The organism is Flavobacterium sp. JLP (genome assembly GCF_015350755.1).
Lineage (GTDB): Bacteria > Bacteroidota > Bacteroidia > Flavobacteriales > Flavobacteriaceae > Flavobacterium.
This window is the reverse complement of record NZ_JADKPS010000002.1, coordinates 803,508-824,130: the sequence shown is the minus strand read 5'-3', so window position 1 is coordinate 824,130 and position 20,623 is coordinate 803,508. Positions and strand designations below refer to the sequence as shown.

The window sequence follows — 20,623 nt, the reverse complement described above, 5'->3', positions numbered from 1 at the left end:
GATTATTTCCAAGTATACGTTCCCACAGCTCCTGCATCTAAAGAAGTTGTGATCCATTTATCATTGAATTTAATATTGAAGATTTCGCTTGCTGCTCCATCATTTTCAACAATTAAAACTTTTGAACCAGATGGTGTAATAAAAGCTACATTTTGCAGATTTCCACTTGAATTACTTGCAATTCTGATTGAGCCTGCCGGAACAAATTTCGACGCATGAGCAATAATATAATACGCAACATTACGCTGAAAAGTATCACTTGTAGTAACTGTCAGCGCACCTTTGCACATTGAACATCCGCCTGCAGTATGAGGTTCGAAAGCACCGTTGTTGGCTAAATTCCATTCTAGTGCATTTTTGCTGTAATTTCTCATTGAGCCGATAACAACATTTCGAACATGCCACTTTAAATCACCTGCAAATTCACCAGCAGAAGATGTCCATTGTTCTGTGAAATACACATTTTTTGTTGGGTAAGAATTGTAAACATTTGTAAGCGCACTGATATCTCCAGCGTATAAGTGAAATGCCGAACCGTCTACAAAAGGAAATGCATCGGCATCAGCCAAAATTGCTTTTGGATAATTTGGATTATCACAATTGTGATCGTAAGCAATAATTTTTACACTAAGATTTACTGCTTTTAATGCAGGACCTAAATTTGTTTTTATAAAATTCGCCTGTTCTCCTGCAGACATATACATACTTGGATTGTTCCCATCATGCAAAGGTTCGTTTTGAGGTGTTACAGCATCAATTGTAATTCCTTCCGCCTTCATTTGCTGAATGTATTTTACAAAATATTTTGCGTAAACATCATAATATTGGGTTTGTAATTTTCCTCCAATAAAGCTGTTTTTATCTTTCATCCAAAGTGGTGCTGACCATGGCGTTGCTAAAATTAGAATCTTTGGATTAATGGCAAGAATTTCTTTCAACAGTGCAATTACTCCTGTTTTATCTTTATCCAAACTAAATTTCGCCAAATCTAAATCCGTATCTCCAGTAGGAAGATCATCATAAGTAAAAGGTGCAGCATTCAAATCCGAGGCACCAATGCTGATTCTTAGATAACTTATTCCAATTGAGTTTTCGCCAGAACCAAATAATTCTTGCAAAAGAGCTGCTTTTTTAGCTGCGTTTAATTGATTAATTACCTCTGCACTTCCGCCTGTTAAAGTATATCCAAAACCGTCTACAGTCTGATATTTTTGAGAAGCATTAACTTCAATGTTTGTATATGTATTAGGCGTAGTTCCAAATCCTAAAGTTCCAGATTGTTTAGCCAGCAAAACGCTTTGATCTCCTTTTGTGAGCCAAAAATCAACATCATTTGTTACTACAACTGGAGGAACAACAACCGGAGGCGTAACAGGCGGATCTACCACATCATTTGAGGAAGAACATTTCACTTGAGCCAATATAGCTGCTGCAAAAAATAGTGCTTTTATCGTGGTTTTTAAATTCAGTTTCATTTTTATAGTTTTTTAGTTAATAGAACACTAGTATACAACAGTCTGTATAGCGTGTGCTGGAATAGTAATAGTAGTTTTTAAAATGCTGCTGTTTAAAGTATATACAACATCTTTATTGGTTTGGTTCATAACAATAGTGGCGATTCTTCCATCACTATTTTTAAATGATGTACTTAAAAGAGTTTTATCACTAACAGTCTGTGTTATTCGCTTCGCATTTGGGCGAATAAACTTTGAGAAATGTCCAATATAATAATACATTGGTGTGTAGATCAATTCATCTTTTGTGGTGTCGGCATGAATAGGCGAAAAGCAAAAATTACCTACGTGATTTGGTCCTCCTCTTTCATCTAAAAGAATATTCCAATCTGTCCAGCCAACTGTCCCGTTATTAAAATCGTTAATTATGTTGAGACCATAGCGTTCCGCATTTCCCCAAAACTGAAATTTTGCAGCATCAAATCTTTCGACACAGCCTTCTGTAAAAAGTAAATTTTTATTTGGAAAAGCTTCATGAACTTTCGCTACAGATTCAAATTGAGGTGGTCCTCCGTTCCAGGTTTCATACCAGTGAAACGCTATTCCCCATGCATATTTTGAAACTTCAGGATCTGAGAAAACAAGATTGGCTCTTTTTTCTAACATATCTCCTCGATTGTGATCCCAGATGATAATGTTTTTAGAACCAAGTCCTTCCTTTTTTAAAGTTGGACCAAGAAAGTTTTTCAAGAAATCTCTTTCGGCGTCAGGAGTATAAATACAAGATTCCCAACTCTGTCTGGCCATTGGTTCATTCTGAATGGTTAAACCCCAAACAGGAATACCTTCTTTTTCGTATGCTTTAATAAATTTCACATAATAATTTGCCCACGATTGTGCAAACTGAGGCAATAAAACGCCGCCGTGCAAAATATCATTATTGTCTTTCATGAAAGCTGGGGGACTCCACGGACTAACAAATAAAGTTAATTTCCCGCCGGCAGTTTCAATTGCTTTTCTAAGAAGTGGAATTCGGAATTTTCGATCGTGATCGATATTGAAAGTTTTTAAATCTTTATCATCTTCAGCAATATAAGTATAACTCTCACTGCTAAAATCGCAGCTATGTATGTTGGTTCTGGCTAATGAATAGCCAATTCCTTTGTTTTTGTCGTAGTAAGCAGTTAGGAATTCCTGTTGTTTTTTAGGTGATAATTTGGCGAAAACTTCTGCACTTGCGTCTGTAATTGCACCTCCAATTCCTAAAAATGTCTGATCTGTTTTTGTAGGATCTATAGCAATAGAAACTGTTGAATTTGTTTGTTGTGAAGCAGCATTCGAAATAAAATTATTCGATAATGACAATCGTAATTTTGAGTTTTCAGCTGTAGTATAAACTTCGATTTTTTTATTTGCTTGAGGTACAGAAACTGAAGAACCATCTGCAATTTTTGATGAATTACAACTTAATTGCAGTATTAATATTAGGACTAATAAAATTCGATTTATGGTTTTCATTGTACTTTCAAAAAACGATTTAATTTAAAATAAAAGTAAAATTGAGGGCTAATTTGGATGATTCAATTCAGCCCTCATTATTTACTACACAATACTAATACACAAGTGTTTGTATAGCGTGGGGAGGAATCTTAACTACTGCTTTTTCAGCAGCTATAATTAAATTATAAGTAATCTCTTTATCAGATTGATTCATAACAACAGTTGCCATTGTACCATCTGTATTCAAAAATGAAGTACTTAGCAATGCACTTCTGCTTACTGCAGAGCTTACTCGCACTGCATTTAAATGAATGAATTTTGAAAAATGACCAATATAATAATAAGATGGGGTATAAATTAATTCGCCAGTTGTTATATCAGCATGAATTGGTGAGAAACAGAAATTACCAACATGATTAGGACCTCCATTTTGATCTAAAAGAATATTCCAGTCTGTCCAGCCGGCAGTTCCATTATTAAAATCGTTGATCATAGAAATTCCATATCTTTCTCCGTTACCCCAAAATTGGTATTTTTTGGCATCAAATTTTTCGACACAGCCTTCTGTAAATAGCAGTCCTTTGTCAGGATAAGCTTCATTTACTTTACCAACATTGTCAAACATTGATGCTCCTCCAGACCAGTTTTCATACCAATGAAAACCCATTCCCCAAACATATTTTGAAGCTTCTGGATCAGAGTAAATAACATTTGCTCTATAATTCATCAAGTCACGGTTGTGATCCCAAACTATGATTTTTACATTTCCCAGTTTTTCTTTTTTAAGTGTTGGCCCGAGGAAATTTTTAATAAAATCTCTTTCTGCTTCGGCAGTATAAATACAAGATTCCCAAGTTTGAACTGCCATCGGCTCATTTTGAGTTGAAGTTCCCCAAATTGGAATTCCTTCTTTCTCATACTCTTTAATAAATTTTGCGTAAAAGTTTGCCCAAGTCTGATAATATTCAGGCAATAATGTTCCGCCTTTAAGTACATCTTTATTGCTTTTCATAAAAGCATTTGGAGACCATGGCGCTACATAAGTTGTTAGCTTTCCGCCAGCGGTTTGAATAGCTTGTTTTATTAATGGAATACGATATTGTCTATCATGATCAATCGAAAAAGTTTTTAAATCTTTATCTCCTTCTTTGATATAAGAATAGCTTCCACTGCTAAAATCAGAACTTTGTATCGTTGTTCTTAGCAAAGAATAGCCTATACCTTTTTGTTTATCATAGTAGGCATTTAAGAATTCAGTTTGTTTTTCTTTTGAAAGTTTAGCAAATATTTCGGCACTCGCATCAGTAATAGCTCCTCCAATTCCCATGAAAGTCTGAAACTTTTTTGATGGTTCTACAAAAACAGACGACTCTACTTCAAGAGGCTGTTTAGATGCAGAAAAAGTCAAATTATCTGTAGACGTTAATCTCAAATTTGAGTTTTCAGCAGTAGTATATACCGTTATTTTTTTTCCACTGGTTGTAAATTCTTTTTTTGTTTTCGGCTGGCCAAAAGATGCCACTGAAAACAAAAAACATAGAATTTTAAAACTATTATTTTTCATTCTTCCCTTATTATTTAAATTCTAATTTGAAGTTTTTACAGAAATTTTTTTAACGAAAGTTTATCTGCATCAGTTTAAGGATTTAAAAAATAGCCCATACTCATAACGATTATGGGCTATTTACAACCAAACTTAAACTTAACTTAATCTTTTATTTCCCTCTTAATTCAATTTTAGAAACAGTGATACCATCTTTAGTAAATGTATTACCACCACTTCTGATAAGAAGATAAATTTTTCCGCTTTGAGCGAATTTTACTGTATTAGAAACCGTTCCGGTTACGTCATTTTTAACGCATCCTACAACAGATAATTTGCCAGAGAAAGCTGCTTTAGCACAACCGTCCCAAGTACTTAATCCCATTACTTTGTTGTCTTTGTATTCTACTCCAGATTTAGGAGCTGATGTACCTGCGTAAACTTCGAACCAAGTTTCATCAGAACCGCTAGGGCAAGAAACCAACATATCGATTGTGTATTCTTTATCTTTAATAACATCAATTGCTTGGTAAATCCCTTCTTGTGCCCATCCTCCAGGAGAATGTATTGTAGCACTTTTATTTGCATACGACCAGAAAGCAGCTCCAGTTGCACTAAGATTTAGCACAGTCCATTTTGCTTGATCAGCAGCAGTTTCAAAAGAGCCTCCTTGAACTAAATTTCCTTTTAGAGGATCCGTTTTAGCTACAACAATTTGAGCAGTAGCTTTTCCTAATGTCCCACCAGCTCCAATAGCCGTATGAGTTACCGTATAAGTTCCTGCGTCTGGCAACGTAATTGTTTCATTCATTTTACCTGCATAATCACCATCACCGATATTCCATTTAGATGAAATAACACCTTTTGGCTGTGCCGTTAATAGATAGGTATTTACTGCGCCTGTAACTGGAGTTACAGTAAATGAAGCATCAACATTAGCTGCAGCTAATCCATTTCCGTTACCAACTTCGTCATCGCAGCTTGTTAGTGTTCCTAATGCTACAGCTAGCATTAGGAATACACTTTTCTTTAAATTTATATTTAGGTTCATCTTTTTTGGTTTTTGGTTAGATAGTTTTTTATTATTCGTAGTTAGGGTTTTGTTTCAATTTTGTACCCACTAGCTCAACATGAGGAATTGGAAAGATCTCATCTGTTCCTGCATTAAAACCTCTATCAGCTAAAGCCGTTGCAGCATCTCCCCATCTTACTAAGTCAAAAAATCTATGACCTTCTCCTGCAAGCTCCATTCTTCTTTCATTTTTAATTGCAGCTAATGTTACTGGAACAGATGGCAATCCAACTCTAGCTCTAACAGCATCTAATAATGCTTGCGCTCTAGCTCCTGAACCTAATGCTTCAGCTTCCATTAAATAAGTATCTGCAAGTCTAATGATATACGAATCTTGTTTGTAGTTTAACTCTGCAGCTCCTCCGCCTGTACGAACATCTGATTGTCTAGGCAAGAATTTATTTAAGAAATATCCAGTATCTTGGTAACCGCCAATATAATCAGCAGAACCAGCCGCTTTTAATGCCTTAATGTCTAAAATTGTAGCTCCAAATCTTGGATCATTTTTCATAGCGTCATACAACTTTTGTGTAGGCACGCTGAAACTCCATCCTGATGGAAGATCTGGTGCTGTTGAATTAGCAGGTCTAGCGTAACCTCTAGGTCCAACCATAACATTTAATGAGTTTCCTTCGTCTCTACCTGAACCCCAGAAATCCCAGTTTGAATTACCAGCACTTGTGTGTGAAACTTCAATTAATGATTCAGAGTTGTATTTGTTTGAAGTTACCCATAAATCGCTAAAATTAGCAAGCAATTTATTTCCGTATTGATTCGCAGCACCTGGAGTTCCATTTACTTGCGCAAGAATAGCAGCTGCTTCAGGTTTTTTACCTTCAAATAAATAAACTTTACCTAATAAAGCTTGAGCAGAAACTCTAGTCAAACGACCAGATTCTGATGCAGCATTTACAGCAGTTGGCAAACCAGGAATAGCTTCAGTTAAATCTTTTTCAATTTGAGCATAAATCGCTTCTGGAGTTGCTTGTTCAACTTCTAACATTGTAGATGTAGTAAGCGGCTCTAAAATAAGCGGAATGTTTTTAAACATTCTCACCAAATTAAAGTAGTATAAAGCTCTTAACGTTTTTGTTTCTGCTGTAAATCTCACTTTTAAAGCATCTGACATATCAACATCTGCCATTTTAGAAAGCAAAACATTCGATCTGTAAACACCTTGATAATGGTCATTCCAGAAACTTCCTGGAATAATTAATGATGTCAAAGAGTGAGTAGAAAAATTTTGAATTCCGTTACCATCTGAAGCACCACCACCACCAGCATAAAAATCATCTGATCCGGCATTCAGCATTGCTACCATATTTTCAAATCCACCCGTGTTTTTTCTTAATGGATCATAAACTCCAACTAATGCAGCTGTTGCTTGTTGTTCATTTTTATAATAACTTGTTGAAAGGAAAGATCCTTTTGGCTGAAGAGTTACAAAATCCTCAGAGCAAGAGCCTAGAACTGCCAATGCAACGGCAATGTATATATATTTATATTTTATATTTTTCATGATTCTTTATGTATTAAAATTGAAAGTTAGCCCCAAGCATAATAGATCTTGCTTGTGGATAAACACCTCTATCGATACCAAATACTTGACCTCCAATTTCAGGATCGTATCCAGTATATTTAGTAAACGTTACTAGGTTTTCTCCATTAACGTAGAAACGAATTTTATCAGCTCCAATTTTAGATGATAAATTAAGAGGAAGAGTATATCCTAATTGTACAAGTTTCAAACGAACGTAATCTCCTTTTTCAAGATAAAAGTCAGACATGTTGCTGAAGTTTTTGTTTGTATCATTGTTAGCAAGTCTTGGATAATCGTTTGATGTTCCTTCTCCTACCCAACGATCTAATGCTGTAGTTTGATAATTAGCATTCAAGATATCTAGCCTGCGTAATCCTTGGAAAATTTTGCTTCCAGAAGTTCCTTGAGCAAATGCCATGAAATCGAAGTTTTTGTAATCTAAGTTCAATGTTAAACCGAAAGTTAATTTTGGCAAACTTGTTCCTAGATATTGTTTATCCTGATCTGAGATAGAACCGTCTCCGTTATTATCTACCCAACGGAAATCTCCAGGTTTTGCATTTGGCTGAATTAATCCGCCTGCAGCATTTTTGTAAGCAGCAATTTCTGCTTCATTTTGAAAAATCCCAGCTGTTTTGTAACCGTAGAACTCATTGTAAGAATGCCCTACTTCAGTTCTTGTAACTGGACCCATAGATTGAAAAGAAGCATTTCCTTCAATATAATCAGCAGTAGCACCAATATAAGTAATTTCATTTTTAAGTGTAGAAACATTTCCGTTTACTCCTAAATTGAAATCTCCAAGTCTTTTTTTGTATCCTAATTCAAACTCTAAACCGCTATTGTTCATATCAGCTACGTTTGCCCAAGGCTGTTCTGCAACTCCAACGTATCCAGGAATAACTACTGGCTGTAAAATTCCAGTTGTTTTTTTCATGAAATAGTCAAAAGTAAAATTGAAATCATTGAATAATTTCGCATCAAAACCAATACTTGTCTGAGAAGTTTCTTCCCATTTCAAATCAGGGTTATCAAGTGTTACGTTAGCGTAACCAGTTGTAATAGTACCTGTGTTTCCAAGTGCATAATTATATCCTCCAGATACTAATGAGATGTATCTAAAATCAGCAACCTGATCATTACCTACAACTCCGTAACCTCCACGAATTTTTAATGTATTAACAAATTCATTTTCTTTCCAGAAATCTTCTTTTGAAACTACCCATCCTAAAGAGAATGAAGGGAAAACACCAAATTTATTATTATCTCCAAAACGTGTTGATCCATCACGGCGAATTACACCTGTTACAAGGTATTTTTCTTTATAATCATAGTTTAAACGAGCAAATAATGATGTTACTTTATGTTGTATCAAATCACTTGTACCACTTGTTCTGTCTGATTGTGGAATATCAAAATTAAAAGAAGCGTCTTTATAACTAGAGATAGGCAAACCAAACATTGTAGCTCCAACATACCCACCAATGTTATCAACATAAGTTCCTTGACCTCCTAATAAATTAACATTATGATCTCCAAATTTGTTAGAATAAGTAACGATGTTTTCTATATTCCAAGCAAATGATTTGTTATTATTTTGGTGATAGTTGTTTTTAAGAACATTTACATTTGAACTTAAGAAATAAACAGGTGTAAATCCTGTATCTCCCCAATAAGCTAACTTACCTCCCAATGTAGACCTAACTTTTAAATGACTTGTAATATTAGCCTCTAAATAAGCATTCCCTACGAAATCATCTGACCAGTTATATGCACCTAATCTTGTTTGAACATATCCTAATGGATTTGTCATTTCCTGACCAACAACACTAGAAATTCCGTAAGGATTTCCGTTTGCATCACGAATAACTGGATTAGTTGAATATGGAGCCGCATTTGCAACAGCAGGATCAGTTACTACTAAAGGCGTAGTTGGATCTAGGTTGATTGCAGAACTCAAAGGTCCTCCAAACTCACTGTTTGTATTTCCAATTCCAAGTGACTTTTGTTTTGCGTACGCAAAAGTTTGTCCGAAAGTGAAAAACTTAGAAATTTTGTGAGTAGAGTTTAAACGAAAAGTCTTTTTAGTATAGTTAGAAATATCAGTTGCAACGATACCTTCTTGATCTTGAATACCGAATGACGCATAAAAAGTAGAAAATTCACCTCCACCGCTAAAGCTTAATTCGTGAGAATATCTGTAAGCATGATCATTAAAAATTGCATCCTGCCAATCTGTACCTTTGCCTAAAGCAGAAGGATTAGCGTAAACAGGCGAACCTCCATCTGCTAAAGATTTTTCATTCATTATTGTAGCATACTGTGTAGCATTTAATAAGTTAAGTCTTTTAGCTGGAGAAGAAACACCACTAAAACCAGTATAATTCACTGAAATTTTCCCTGATTTTCCTTTTTTCGTTGTAACCAAAATTACACCCGTTGCAGCACGAGTACCGTAAATTGCAGCAGATGCTGCATCTTTAAGAACCTCAATAGATTCAATATCTGATTGATTCAAAAAGTTAATTCCTCCTGCATCAACAACGTTTCCGTCTACAACCCAAAGCGGATTGTTACCTCCGTCTCCAAAAGTAGTAATACCACGTACACGAATTGTTGACCCAGATCCCGGCTGTCCTGAACTCGCCGCAACCGTTACACCAGAAACTCTACCTTGCAAAGCCTGCTCAACGCGACCATTTGGTACTTTTTCAAGATCTGCAGCTTTTACACTGGAAATTGATCCTGTAACTACTGCTTTCTTTTGAGTACCGTATCCTACAACCACAACTTCATTTAGTGATTGTGATTCAGGTTTTAATTGAATAGTAATTTTTGTTCTTCCGTTTACAGCTTCTGTAACTGTAGTATATCCAATAAAAGTAACTGTCAAAACACCATTTGATGGCACTTGAATTTGGAATTTCCCATCAAAATCTGATGCCGTTGACTTTGTTGTACCTTTCAATACAATTGTTGCACCTGGAACTGGCATTCCACTTTCATCATTAATCATCCCGTTTACCGTGACATCCTGAGCCACAGCTATAACCGAGAATAACAGAGACGAAACACAAAAAAGAAGTAATTTTGTTAATTTCATTTTTCTAAAAATTTTGGTTAATTAATTAGTAATTTGATGCAATAATAATGTTATTTTTTTACTATCAACAATTAAAATTCATTACAAAAACACATCAAAGCAAATTTTATTACATTACAAAAACACATCATTTTTTTTATAAATATCTAATATATAGTTATTTAATAATAAAAAATAAGATGTTATGAAAATGTTAATTGCAAAAATAAACACTACAGTTGATTAAGATTGCTTATTTTTATTAATAAAAGAGGTTTCTACATCGAAGTAGTAGAGCCAAAATAAACATAAAGCATTAAAAACAAACATGTTAAGCATTAAAATCCCAAACAAATAAAAAAAATTATGAAATTGAGAAAATCATATTTTATTATTACTTTTTTTACATTATTCACAATCACTTTTTTTGGTCAAGTTAAAAACATTGGACTTCCTGATGTAAGAAATTACAAACGAAACGAATATAAAGGAGGTACACAAAATTGGAATATTGGACAAGATAAAAATGGAAACCTATATTTTGCCAATAACAATGGTCTTTTGCAATTTGATGGTTCTTCTTGGAGAAAATATCCTTTGCCTAATTTAACTTCTGTAAGATGCTTAAAGATTGATAATGACGGAAAAATATATGTAGGGGGTTATAATGAGTTTGGATATTTTCAGCCAAATGAAAAAGGAAGATTAAAATACACATCTTTAGCCAAAAAAGTAGATAAGAATAAAATCAAAATAATCGACTTTATCTGGAAAATTCATACTATAGAAAATCAAACCATTTTTCAATCATTTGCAAGGGCATATGTTTTCAAAAATGGCAAGCTTACAATACTAAAAGCGCCTAAACGCTTTCAATTTTCTTTTGTAGTTAATAAAAAATTATACTTTCAGGATATTGAGAAAGGAATTTTAGAATTCAAAAACGGCAGACTATACGCTTTGCCAAATACAACTGTCTTAAATAATACAGAAATTTGGGGAATGTATCCGCTGGCAAAAAACAAAACTTTAATCATCACATTAGAAAAGGGTTTATTTATTTACGAAAACCATAATGTAAAACCTTGGGATACGGAAGCTAATACTTTTGTCAAAAAGAATAACTCTCTTGGTGGTGTAACCATAAAAGACAATTTTATTGTTTTAAATTCTGTCTTGGATGGAATTGTTATTTGCGACTTTAACGGAAAAATAATTCAGCATATTAATAGAAAAAAAGGACTCCAGAATAATACCGTTTTGACCTCTTTTATAGACAATAAAAACAACCTTTGGCTTGGGCTTGATAACGGTATCGCGTTTGTAAATGAAGCTTCTCCTTTTACTTATTTTGGATTTAGTTACGACATTAGTACCGTATACGCTTCAGTAATTCATCAGGGAAACTTATATGTAGCCACAAATCAAGGTGTTTTTTACCACGCTTGGAATAACAGCTTTAAAGAAGATACTTTTAAACTTGTCGAAGGAACAACGGCGCAGTCTTGGAATGTTCAGGTTATCGATGATGAACTTATCTGTTCTAACAACCGAGGTGCTCTTGTTATAAAAGGAGGTAAAGTAACCAAAATTATAGATTCTAAAGGATATTTTGGTTTTAAGAAAATTCCAAATCGACCTGAATTTTTCTTAGGTTCAAATTATGACGGATTTGCAGTTTTTGAAAAAACACCAACCGGATTAAGGTATAAAAATCAGGTAATTGGTTTTGACAAATCGTCTAACAGTTTTGAGCTTGACGATTCTTATTTATGGCTTAAAAAAGACGAATCTATTTATAGAATGGCACTCAGCGATGATTTAACACGATTTTCATCAATTAAAAAAATAGATCGATTAACTTCTCAATACAAAAATATTGGGAGCATTCAGAAGATAGACAATCAACTGTATTTTCAAACTAACAATCATTTTTATAAATATTCTAAAGAACAGGATATATTTTACGAAGACAAAAATTTATCAAAATTATTCCAAAACATTCCCATCATTAATAGCTTAAGCGAAGATTCACAATCAAATTTATGGTATGCATTTAATGAGTCTTTGGGGGTTTTAATGAAGAAAAATAATTATTACACAAATATTGTCGCACCATTTTCAAATTTAACTGGCAATTTGGTCAGCAGTTATTTATCTGTTAATACAATCGATTCAAAAAATATTTTTATTGGACTAACAGACGGATTAGCACATTACGATTCTGAATTGCTAAACAACTTTGTAACAAAGCCAAAAGCCTTTATCCGAAGTTTTTCATTTCCTGGTGACACTGTAATTCTAGGAAACAATCAGAATAAAATAGAAAATATTCGAATTCCATATTCATCAAACCATGTTCGCTTCACTTTTTCATCGCCAACTTATGAAAATCTAGAGAATGTCGAATTCTCTTATCAATTAGAGCCTTTTGACGAGAAATGGAGTAATTGGTCTACTATTTCTATTAAGGAATATACCAATCTTCGAGAGGGAGAATATACGATGAAGGTAAAAGTGAGAAACAGCTACGGAATTCAATCTGAGGCGTCGACGCTGTCATTTACCGTTTCTCCGCCGTGGTACAGACATTTTTTAGCGCTTATGATTTACTTTATTTTAATTATAATTGGAATATATGTAGTTTCTGATCGCATTAAAATGAAGATTAGAAAAAACAAATATTACGAAACTATCGAACAAAGAAGGCTTTACCTTGAAAAAGAATCGAGAATTAGACAAGAACAATATGACTTGGAAAAGGAAATTGAAAAATTGAAAAATGACAAACTTCAAATCAAAATCCTAGCTAAAGACAAAGAACTAGTAAACAATTCTTTACAGGTTGTAAAGAAAAATAAAATCTTAAATGGAATTATACACAAACTAAAGGAAATTGATATTGAAGCATTAGATGATTCAACTAAGTTTCAAGTCAGCAAACTGAACAAAAGTATAGTTAAAGAAGTAAATACAGACAAGAGCTGGAAAGATTTAGAAAAACACATTAAGAACGTTCATTTTGAATTTTTAAAACGACTCAAAGAAAAATATCCAACTATTTCGCCACGCGAATTGGATCTATCAACTTATTTATTAATGAACATGTCAACCAAAGAAATAGCCGAAATTATGAACATTTCGACTGGAGGAGTTGAATTGGCAAGATATCGTTTGAGAAAAAAACTCGGATTAAATAAAAAAGAAAACTTAATTGGTTTTTTAATGAGTATTTAGAAAACAAGAAGGCCATTCGTTGCTACGAATGGCCTTCTCTATAAATAGAATGTATTTAAGAAATATATTCAAGAGTACGTTCTAATGCCATTCCTCTTGAGCCTTTTATCAAAATTGTATTCTCATTAAACTGAAGCGTTTTTAGATAATCAGCAAAATCATTAAATGTTTCAAAAAACGAAACTTTCTCGCTGGAAACTTTATTCAAATAAAACGATTTTCCGATTAAATAACAAATCGAATTATCTTGCTTTATAAGTGAATCAACAATAATTTTATGTTCTTGCTCACTTTCTTTACCCAATTCAAACATATCTCCCAAAATCATAATTTTGTTCTGATTTTCTAATTGCAGAAAGTTCGCGATAGCCACCGACATACTGCTAGGGTTTGCGTTATAAGCATCTAAAATAATTTGATTAGAGCCTTTTTTTAACAATTGTGATCTGTTGTTTTCTGGAATATAATTTTCGATTGCTTCTTTTACAGCTTCGTCATCAACTTTAAAATAATTACCAATAGAAACTGCAGCATTTATATTATTCGCGTTATACAGACCAATTAAATGAGATTGTATAGCAAAATTATCATACTCAATAGCAACAAAAGGATTCGCCTGAATATTTTTGATATTAATATTTGCCTTATCATTATTTACGCCAAATGTAAATGATCGTATTCCCGCAGATTTTTCGATCTGAATAGGATCTTCGAGATTTACAAAAACCAATTTATCATTTTTAGCGAGATATTGGTACATTTCGCTTTTGCCCTCAATTACTCCTTCCACTCCACCAAAACCTTCTAAATGTGCTTTTCCAAAATTCGTTATGTAGCCGTAATCCGGAAGGGCAATTTCGCATAAAAATTGAATTTCCTTTTTATGATTCGCACCCATTTCTACAATTCCAATCTCCGTTTCTTTAGTAAAAGATAATAACGTCAACGGAACTCCAATGTGATTATTTAAATTTCCGACTGTAGCTTTTGTATTGAACTTTTTAGACAAAACAGCATTTATCAGCTCTTTTGTTGTTGTTTTTCCATTGCTTCCTGTCAGGGCGACAATTGGCAATTTTAAATAATTTCTATGAAATTTAGCCAGCTCTTGCAAAGTTTCTAAACTATTTTCAACCAAAATAGTTCTACCATCTATAAAGTAAGATTCGTTGTCTATAACAACAAATAAAGCTCCTAATTTCAAAGCTTCTTCAGCAAAGGCATTAGCATCAAAGTTTTCGCCTTTTATAGCAAAAAACATAGATCCCTTTTCAATTTTTCTAGTATCAATCGAAAGAGATTTACATTGTAAAAACAAGTTATGAATGTCTTGAATATTCATTTATAAAAATTTTATAGATCATAAAAATAGAAAAAAAACAATAAAAAAATTCCAAATCCCATACTGAATGTTCAGGATTTGGAATTTGGAATTTTTTTTATTGGAATTTCTAAATCTTAATTCCTTGGTGATTTTCTTTTTTCAGCTTTAGAACCTACTCTAGACATTGCACATCTGAAACCAATGTAATCAGTTGCCATATCTTGAGGGAAATATCTTCTTTGAGCTGGATCTAGCCAATAAGCTCTATCTCTCCAAGAACCTCCTTTGTAAACTCTTACTTTATCATCGATCAAAGTAGTACGTTTGCTTGAGTTATCATATTTTCTAATCATCTTGCCTAAACTATCAGTAGTAATATTATGTTTAGGAGAATTATACATTGCTTGATCCGTTTTTGGTCCTGATTCAGAATCTCCAAAGTCAAAATATCTAGAAGATTGTTTATCACCATCTCTGTAATTGATATTATCGCTTGTACTGAAATTTGTTCTCAAATATGTTTCTTGTTCGTCAACTGGAACTTGAGCAATTTCTCCTGGAAGATTTCTTGCTACAACTTTACCATTACTTAAAGTATCATATTTAATAGTAGCTGTTGAAACGATTTCAACTTTACCATCTTTACCAATTTTGTTTTTAGCATATTGATTTCCTCTATAGTAGTTAAAATCATTTGCTTCATTATCGATAATAGGTCTGTAAACATCGGCAACCCATTCTGCTACGTTACCAGCCATATCATATAATCCAAAGTCGTTTGGCGCATAGCTTTTCACGACATTTGTAATATCAGCTCCATCATCAGACCAACCTGCAATTCCACCGTAATCACCGTTTCCTTGTTTAAAGTTAGCCAATTGATCTCCTTTGTTTTTACGTTTTGATGAACGCGTATAATCACCAGACCAAGGATATTTCTTTTGTCCTTTGTATATATTATATTCTCTTTGTCCAACATCTGCCGCAGCTGCATACTCCCATTCTGCTTCAGTAGGAAGTCTGTATTCAGGCAAGATAACACCAGAAGAACGTTGTGCGTACACATTTTTCTCTTCAGGAACTACTCCATCTTTTCCAGCTTTTGGTCTTTTTCCGTTTGGATTTTTCTTTATTACAATCTCTTCATTACCTCCACGTGAAGTACTTGGAGACATTAAATACCCTTCAGTATTAAATGCATTCTCAGCAGTAACATCATTTGTTTTAGCACCTTTTTGAAGATATCCGTTTTTCTCTAAAACTGCCTCGTTTACACGGTCAGTTCTCCATTTACTAAACTCAACTGCTTGAATCCAGTTAACACCTACTACAGGATAGTTTGCATATGAAGGATGTCTCAAGTAGTTGTTAGTCATCGTTTCGTTATATCCTAAACGATTTCTCCACACTAAAGTATCCGGAGATGCTCCTTCGTAAATATTTTTGTAATTTTCTTCTGTTGGAGGAAAAACTTTCTTTAACCACTCTAGGTATTCTAAATACATACCATTCGTAACTTCAGTTTCATCCATATAGAATGATTGAACGTGCTGTTGAGTTGGTGTGTTATTCCAATCGTGCATAACATCATCCTGTACTTTACCCATAGTAAATGTACCTCCTTCAACAAAAACCAAACCAGGACCAGCCTGTTGTGTTTTCCCTGCATTTCTAGCAGCAGTTCCATTTTGACTATCTACGTCCCAACCCGTTGCTCGAGAAGCGTGAGAGGAACTCGATTTTTTGCTACAACTAGCCGTGCCTAACATCAATACCATTGACATCATTAATTGCAGGGCTACAATTTTGTTTACTTTCATACTCATTCTAGGTGATAAATTTAGGTGCTGCAATATAATAATTAACATTTAATTAGCAACATCTGTTCTAATAATTTTATTTAGCTGTTTTTTACCAGAAAATAACCTATAGTTACGAACGCAAAAATATACTTTTTATTATTTACTATAACATGAAATACTATATTTTTACTTACTAAAATATTTTATAAATTTTTTCACTTTCTTTACATATGAAACAAGCCCTAATCTTATATCTTTTTCTAATTCCAATTCTTTCGTTTTCCCAGATAAATGGGAACTTAACGATAGATTGGCAAGGTAAAAAAGAAATGAGTTTTGGCGATTTCAAAACAATCATTCCCTACTTTTCCGGAAATGCTTTTCGGTACGATTTTACCAAAAAAAGCATAACACTGCTCCTTAATGTAGGCGAATCGAACTATTCCGGAAGCAATTCTGTCCAGATTTCCAACATCACTTACGAGGCAATTTCAAATGCTGATTTAGGTGATTTAGCAGTCGAAAACATTCCGCAAAAACCAAATGAAACGTTAAAAGTGGTATCTTCTAGAGATAAAAAGCAAATTTTCGTATCACTTTCACCAATTATTAGAGAAGGAAACAGCTACAAAAGAATCAAATCATTTTCGTATTCATCGACTAACTCTGCATCAAAAAACAGCAGTTCATCTTCTATACAAAAATCAAATATCGTCTATAATTCTATTTTAGCAACTGGCGATTGGTACCGATTTTATGTCGAAAAATCAGGAGCTTATAAAATTTCAAAATCATTTTTGCAAAGTTTAGGGTTTGATGCAAGCAAAACAGATCCAAGAAAAATTAAAATTTATGGAAATGGAGGCAAAATGCTTCCGTTAGCCAATAATACTTTTTATCCTGATGATTTAACAGAGAATGCCATTCAAATTATTGGAGAAGGCGACGGCGTCTTTAATAATGAAGATTATATTCTTTTTTACGCTGAGGGAGTCGAAAACTGGAACACTGAGAGCCAGACGAATCTTAATTTATTTGACTCAAAATCTTATTATTACATTACTGTTACTGGCGGAGATGGAAAACGGGTTGCGACTTTGAATCAGCCAACAGCCAACAGCACATTAGAACTAACTACGTTTGATGACTATCAATATCATGAAATCGATCAGACAAATATTGCGCATTTAGGCCGCCAATGGTTTGGAGAATCATTTGATATTAATCAGGAACAGGAATTTTCATTTACTTTTCCTAATCTAGATGCTTCAGTTCCGATAAAAATTGAAGTCAATGCAGCTTCGGCAGCTTTTACCCCTACTTCATTTGCAGTAAGCACTAACGGACAAAGCATAGGAACCATTAATTTTAATGCACTAGTATCCAGTTCAGATATAAAGTTTTACACCGCAAAACTGCCTTCAAATGCAACATTTACAGGAACCGAAAACCTTAAAATAAAGCTTACCTATAATAATAACGGTGTTCCCGGCTCAAAAGGTTATCTAGATTACATCAATTTAATCGCAAAAAGAAAGCTGATTGGCACCGGAAAACAATTTAAATTTCAATACGATTTAGCTGGCTCAACAGCCGGAATTGCAAATTACACTATCACAAACGCATCAGGAATTTCTCAAATATGGGATATTACAGACCTATATAATGTATCAAAAATTGAAAACGCAAATCAAGCCACTTTTAGTTTTAAAGCTTCATTGGGAGAAATTAGAAAATATATAGCTATTGATGCTGCTGATTATTTTACTCCTTTAAAAGAAAGTCAATCCAAAGTAACAAATCAAAACTTAAAAGGAACAATCTTTAAAAATGCTCAAAACAGTTTTCAAGATATCGATTATGTGATTATTTCACCAAAATCTTTGGTTTCTCAAGCTGAAAAATTAGCCAGTTTTCATCGCAGTTATTCTAATTTAAACGTAAAAGTAATTACTCTAGAAAATATCTATCAGGAATTTTCTTCTGGAAAACAAGACATTGCAGCCATTAGAAACTGCATTAAATACATTTACGACAACGCCTCCTCCTCTGACAAAAGAATAAAATATGTAAATTTATTCGGAGATGCTTCCTTCGATTATAAAGACCGAATTTCAAACAATACTAATATTGTACCTATATATCATTCTTTAATTAGCAATACTATCGGAGAATCTTCATTTGCATCTGATGATTTTTATGGATTAATGGATGCTGATGAAGGAAATGTAACCTCTTTTTTCGGCGGAATTGATATTGCCGTTGGAAGAATGCTGGTTTCAGACAATGCTCAAGCCAGCGAAATGGTCAATAAGGTTTTAGAATATCATGATGTTAAATCGTACGGAAACTGGAGAAATAATTTCGTATTAATAAGTGATGACGCTGATCAAAGTTCTGATGCTTCTATTCAATCGCGTCAAAACAGCTTAGCGGATGTTATTGCAACCGAAAAACCTTTTTTTAATATTGATAAAATCATTTTAGACTCTTACACTCAAGAAGCTTCTGCAGGAGGATCGAGATACCCAAAAGCAAGAACCGATTTTTTTGATGCTTTTGAAAAAGGAGCACTAGTATTTAATTACTTAGGACATGGTGGCGAGGACGGTTTGGCAAGCGAGCGAATTTGGGAAAAATCAGATGGTCAAAACTTAAACAATCAATACAAGTATCCTTTATTTATAACTATTACCTGCGAATTTTCAAGATTTGATGATCCAACGCGGCCAACAGCCGGCGAATACACTTTTTGGAACCCAAAAGGAGGAGCAATTTCAATGCTGACAACAATTCGCGCCATTGGTCAATTTAATGCTGAAAATTTCAATGACAGCTTAAGCAAAAATCTTCTTGCTTATGGCTCGAACCAATATACCACAATTGCTGAAGCACTTCGAATTTCTAAAAATGAAAACCCAAGTTCATCGAGTAACGTAATTTTTTATATTGGAGATCCAGCTTTAATGCTTGCCATTCCAAAACCACGAATAAATTTAACAAAAGTAAACGATATTGTGATTTCGCAGCCGATTCCGGATTTAAAATCTTTGGCAAAAATTAAAATTTCCGGAGAAATCACAGACGAAAATAATAACATTTTAAGCAATTATAATGGCGAATTAGCAACAGCCATTTTTGACAAATTAATCACTGCTTCGACATTAAATAATGATGGATATAGCCCTGCAATGTCATTTAAAACCCTTGGTGAAACTATATTTAGAGGAAATGCTTCTGTAACCAATGGCAAATTTGAATTCAGCTTTGTTGTCCCAAGAGATATACGCATTCCTGTTGATTATGGGCGCATAAGTTTTTATGCTAAAAAAACACAGCTTTTAGAAAATCAATCCGGTTATAATACGGCTATTAAAATTGGAGGAATAAATGAAAATGCACCTCAGGACAATATAAGTCCAAAAGTTAAGTTATATATGAACGACGAAACTTTTGTTTCAGGTGGTATTACAAATGAATCGCCGTTTCTTTTAGCGTTTCTTGAAGATGAAAACGGAATCAATACAGCAAGCGGTATTGGGCATGATATAGTAGCTATTTTAGATGGGGATGTGAATAATCCGTATATTTTGAATGATTATTATCAGACAAAATTAGACGATTATACAAATGGAAATTTACGCTTTCCGCTTAGAAATTTAACAGCGGGAATGCATACAATAAGTTTTACAGCTTGGGATGTTTACAATAATCCTGTCACAAGTGAAATACAATTTATTGTTGTTGGAGATGAATCATTATCTTTAACGCACGTTCTTAATTACCCGAATCCTTTTTCAACTTACACCCAATTTTGGTTTTCTCATAACAGACCTTATGAACCATTAGATGTTCAGGTTCAGGTCATGACTATTACAGGAAAAGTAGTGTGGACTAAAAATCAAATTATTACAACAGAGGGCTTTTTATCAAGAGAAATAACTTGGGACGGAAAAGATGATTTTGGAGATCGAATTGGAAAAGGAGTTTATATTTACAAACTCACTGTAAAATCTAATTTGACAAATAAAAAAGCAGAAAAGTACGAAAAGCTTGTCATCTTATAATA

10 protein-coding genes are annotated in these 20,623 nt (G+C 33.6%); 2 read left to right on the top strand and 8 right to left on the bottom strand.

The window, feature by feature from the left end:
- Positions 1 to 2: 2 nt before the first annotated feature.
- From IRZ83_RS08920 to IRZ83_RS08895, 6 genes are all read right to left on the bottom strand, one after another.
- Positions 3 to 1,475: a glycoside hydrolase family 30 protein gene (locus IRZ83_RS08920; protein WP_194568187.1), complete on the bottom strand. Its 1,473-nt coding sequence runs from the start codon at positions 1,473 to 1,475 to the stop codon at positions 3 to 5.
- Positions 1,476 to 1,502: 27 nt separating this feature from the next.
- Positions 1,503 to 2,972 (bottom strand): glycoside hydrolase family 30 protein, encoded by a 1,470-nt coding sequence (locus IRZ83_RS08915; protein ID WP_194568185.1) that lies wholly within the window; start codon positions 2,970 to 2,972, stop codon positions 1,503 to 1,505.
- A 94-nt stretch (positions 2,973 to 3,066) separates the two neighbouring features.
- Entirely contained in the window at positions 3,067 to 4,518 is a 1,452-nt protein-coding gene (locus IRZ83_RS08910) for a glycoside hydrolase family 30 protein (protein ID WP_194568183.1), read from the bottom strand.
- 151 nt (positions 4,519 to 4,669) lie between these two features.
- On the bottom strand, positions 4,670 to 5,548 hold the full coding sequence (locus IRZ83_RS08905; RefSeq protein WP_194568182.1) for a PKD domain-containing protein: 879 nt from the start codon (positions 5,546 to 5,548) through the stop codon (positions 4,670 to 4,672).
- A 31-nt stretch (positions 5,549 to 5,579) separates the two neighbouring features.
- Positions 5,580 to 7,088: a RagB/SusD family nutrient uptake outer membrane protein gene (locus IRZ83_RS08900; RefSeq protein ID WP_194568180.1), complete on the bottom strand. Its 1,509-nt coding sequence runs from the start codon at positions 7,086 to 7,088 to the stop codon at positions 5,580 to 5,582.
- Between the two features lie 13 nt (positions 7,089 to 7,101).
- The gene (locus tag IRZ83_RS08895) at positions 7,102 to 10,212 is read right to left on the bottom strand and encodes a SusC/RagA family TonB-linked outer membrane protein (RefSeq protein WP_029271893.1); all 3,111 of its coding nucleotides are present in this window, start codon (positions 10,210 to 10,212) and stop codon (positions 7,102 to 7,104) included.
- A 345-nt stretch (positions 10,213 to 10,557) separates the two neighbouring features.
- On the opposite strand from IRZ83_RS08895, the gene IRZ83_RS08890 reads away from it, so the two are divergent.
- Positions 10,558 to 13,428: a triple tyrosine motif-containing protein gene (locus IRZ83_RS08890; RefSeq protein ID WP_194568178.1), complete on the top strand. Its 2,871-nt coding sequence runs from the start codon at positions 10,558 to 10,560 to the stop codon at positions 13,426 to 13,428.
- Between the two features lie 55 nt (positions 13,429 to 13,483).
- Here the strand turns inward: IRZ83_RS08890 and IRZ83_RS08885 are convergent, their stop codons facing one another.
- Together IRZ83_RS08885 and gldJ are read right to left on the bottom strand one after the other, a co-directional pair.
- Entirely contained in the window at positions 13,484 to 14,770 is a 1,287-nt protein-coding gene (locus IRZ83_RS08885; RefSeq protein ID WP_194568176.1) for a UDP-N-acetylmuramoyl-tripeptide--D-alanyl-D-alanine ligase, read from the bottom strand.
- Between the two features lie 116 nt (positions 14,771 to 14,886).
- Positions 14,887 to 16,572, bottom strand: a complete 1,686-nt coding sequence (gldJ, locus tag IRZ83_RS08880) for a gliding motility lipoprotein GldJ (RefSeq protein WP_029271890.1) — start codon at positions 16,570 to 16,572, stop codon at positions 14,887 to 14,889.
- 212 nt (positions 16,573 to 16,784) lie between these two features.
- On the opposite strand from gldJ, the gene porU reads away from it, so the two are divergent.
- Positions 16,785 to 20,621, top strand: a complete 3,837-nt coding sequence (porU, locus tag IRZ83_RS08875) for a type IX secretion system sortase PorU (RefSeq protein WP_194568174.1) — start codon at positions 16,785 to 16,787, stop codon at positions 20,619 to 20,621.
- Positions 20,622 to 20,623 lie beyond the last annotated feature (2 nt).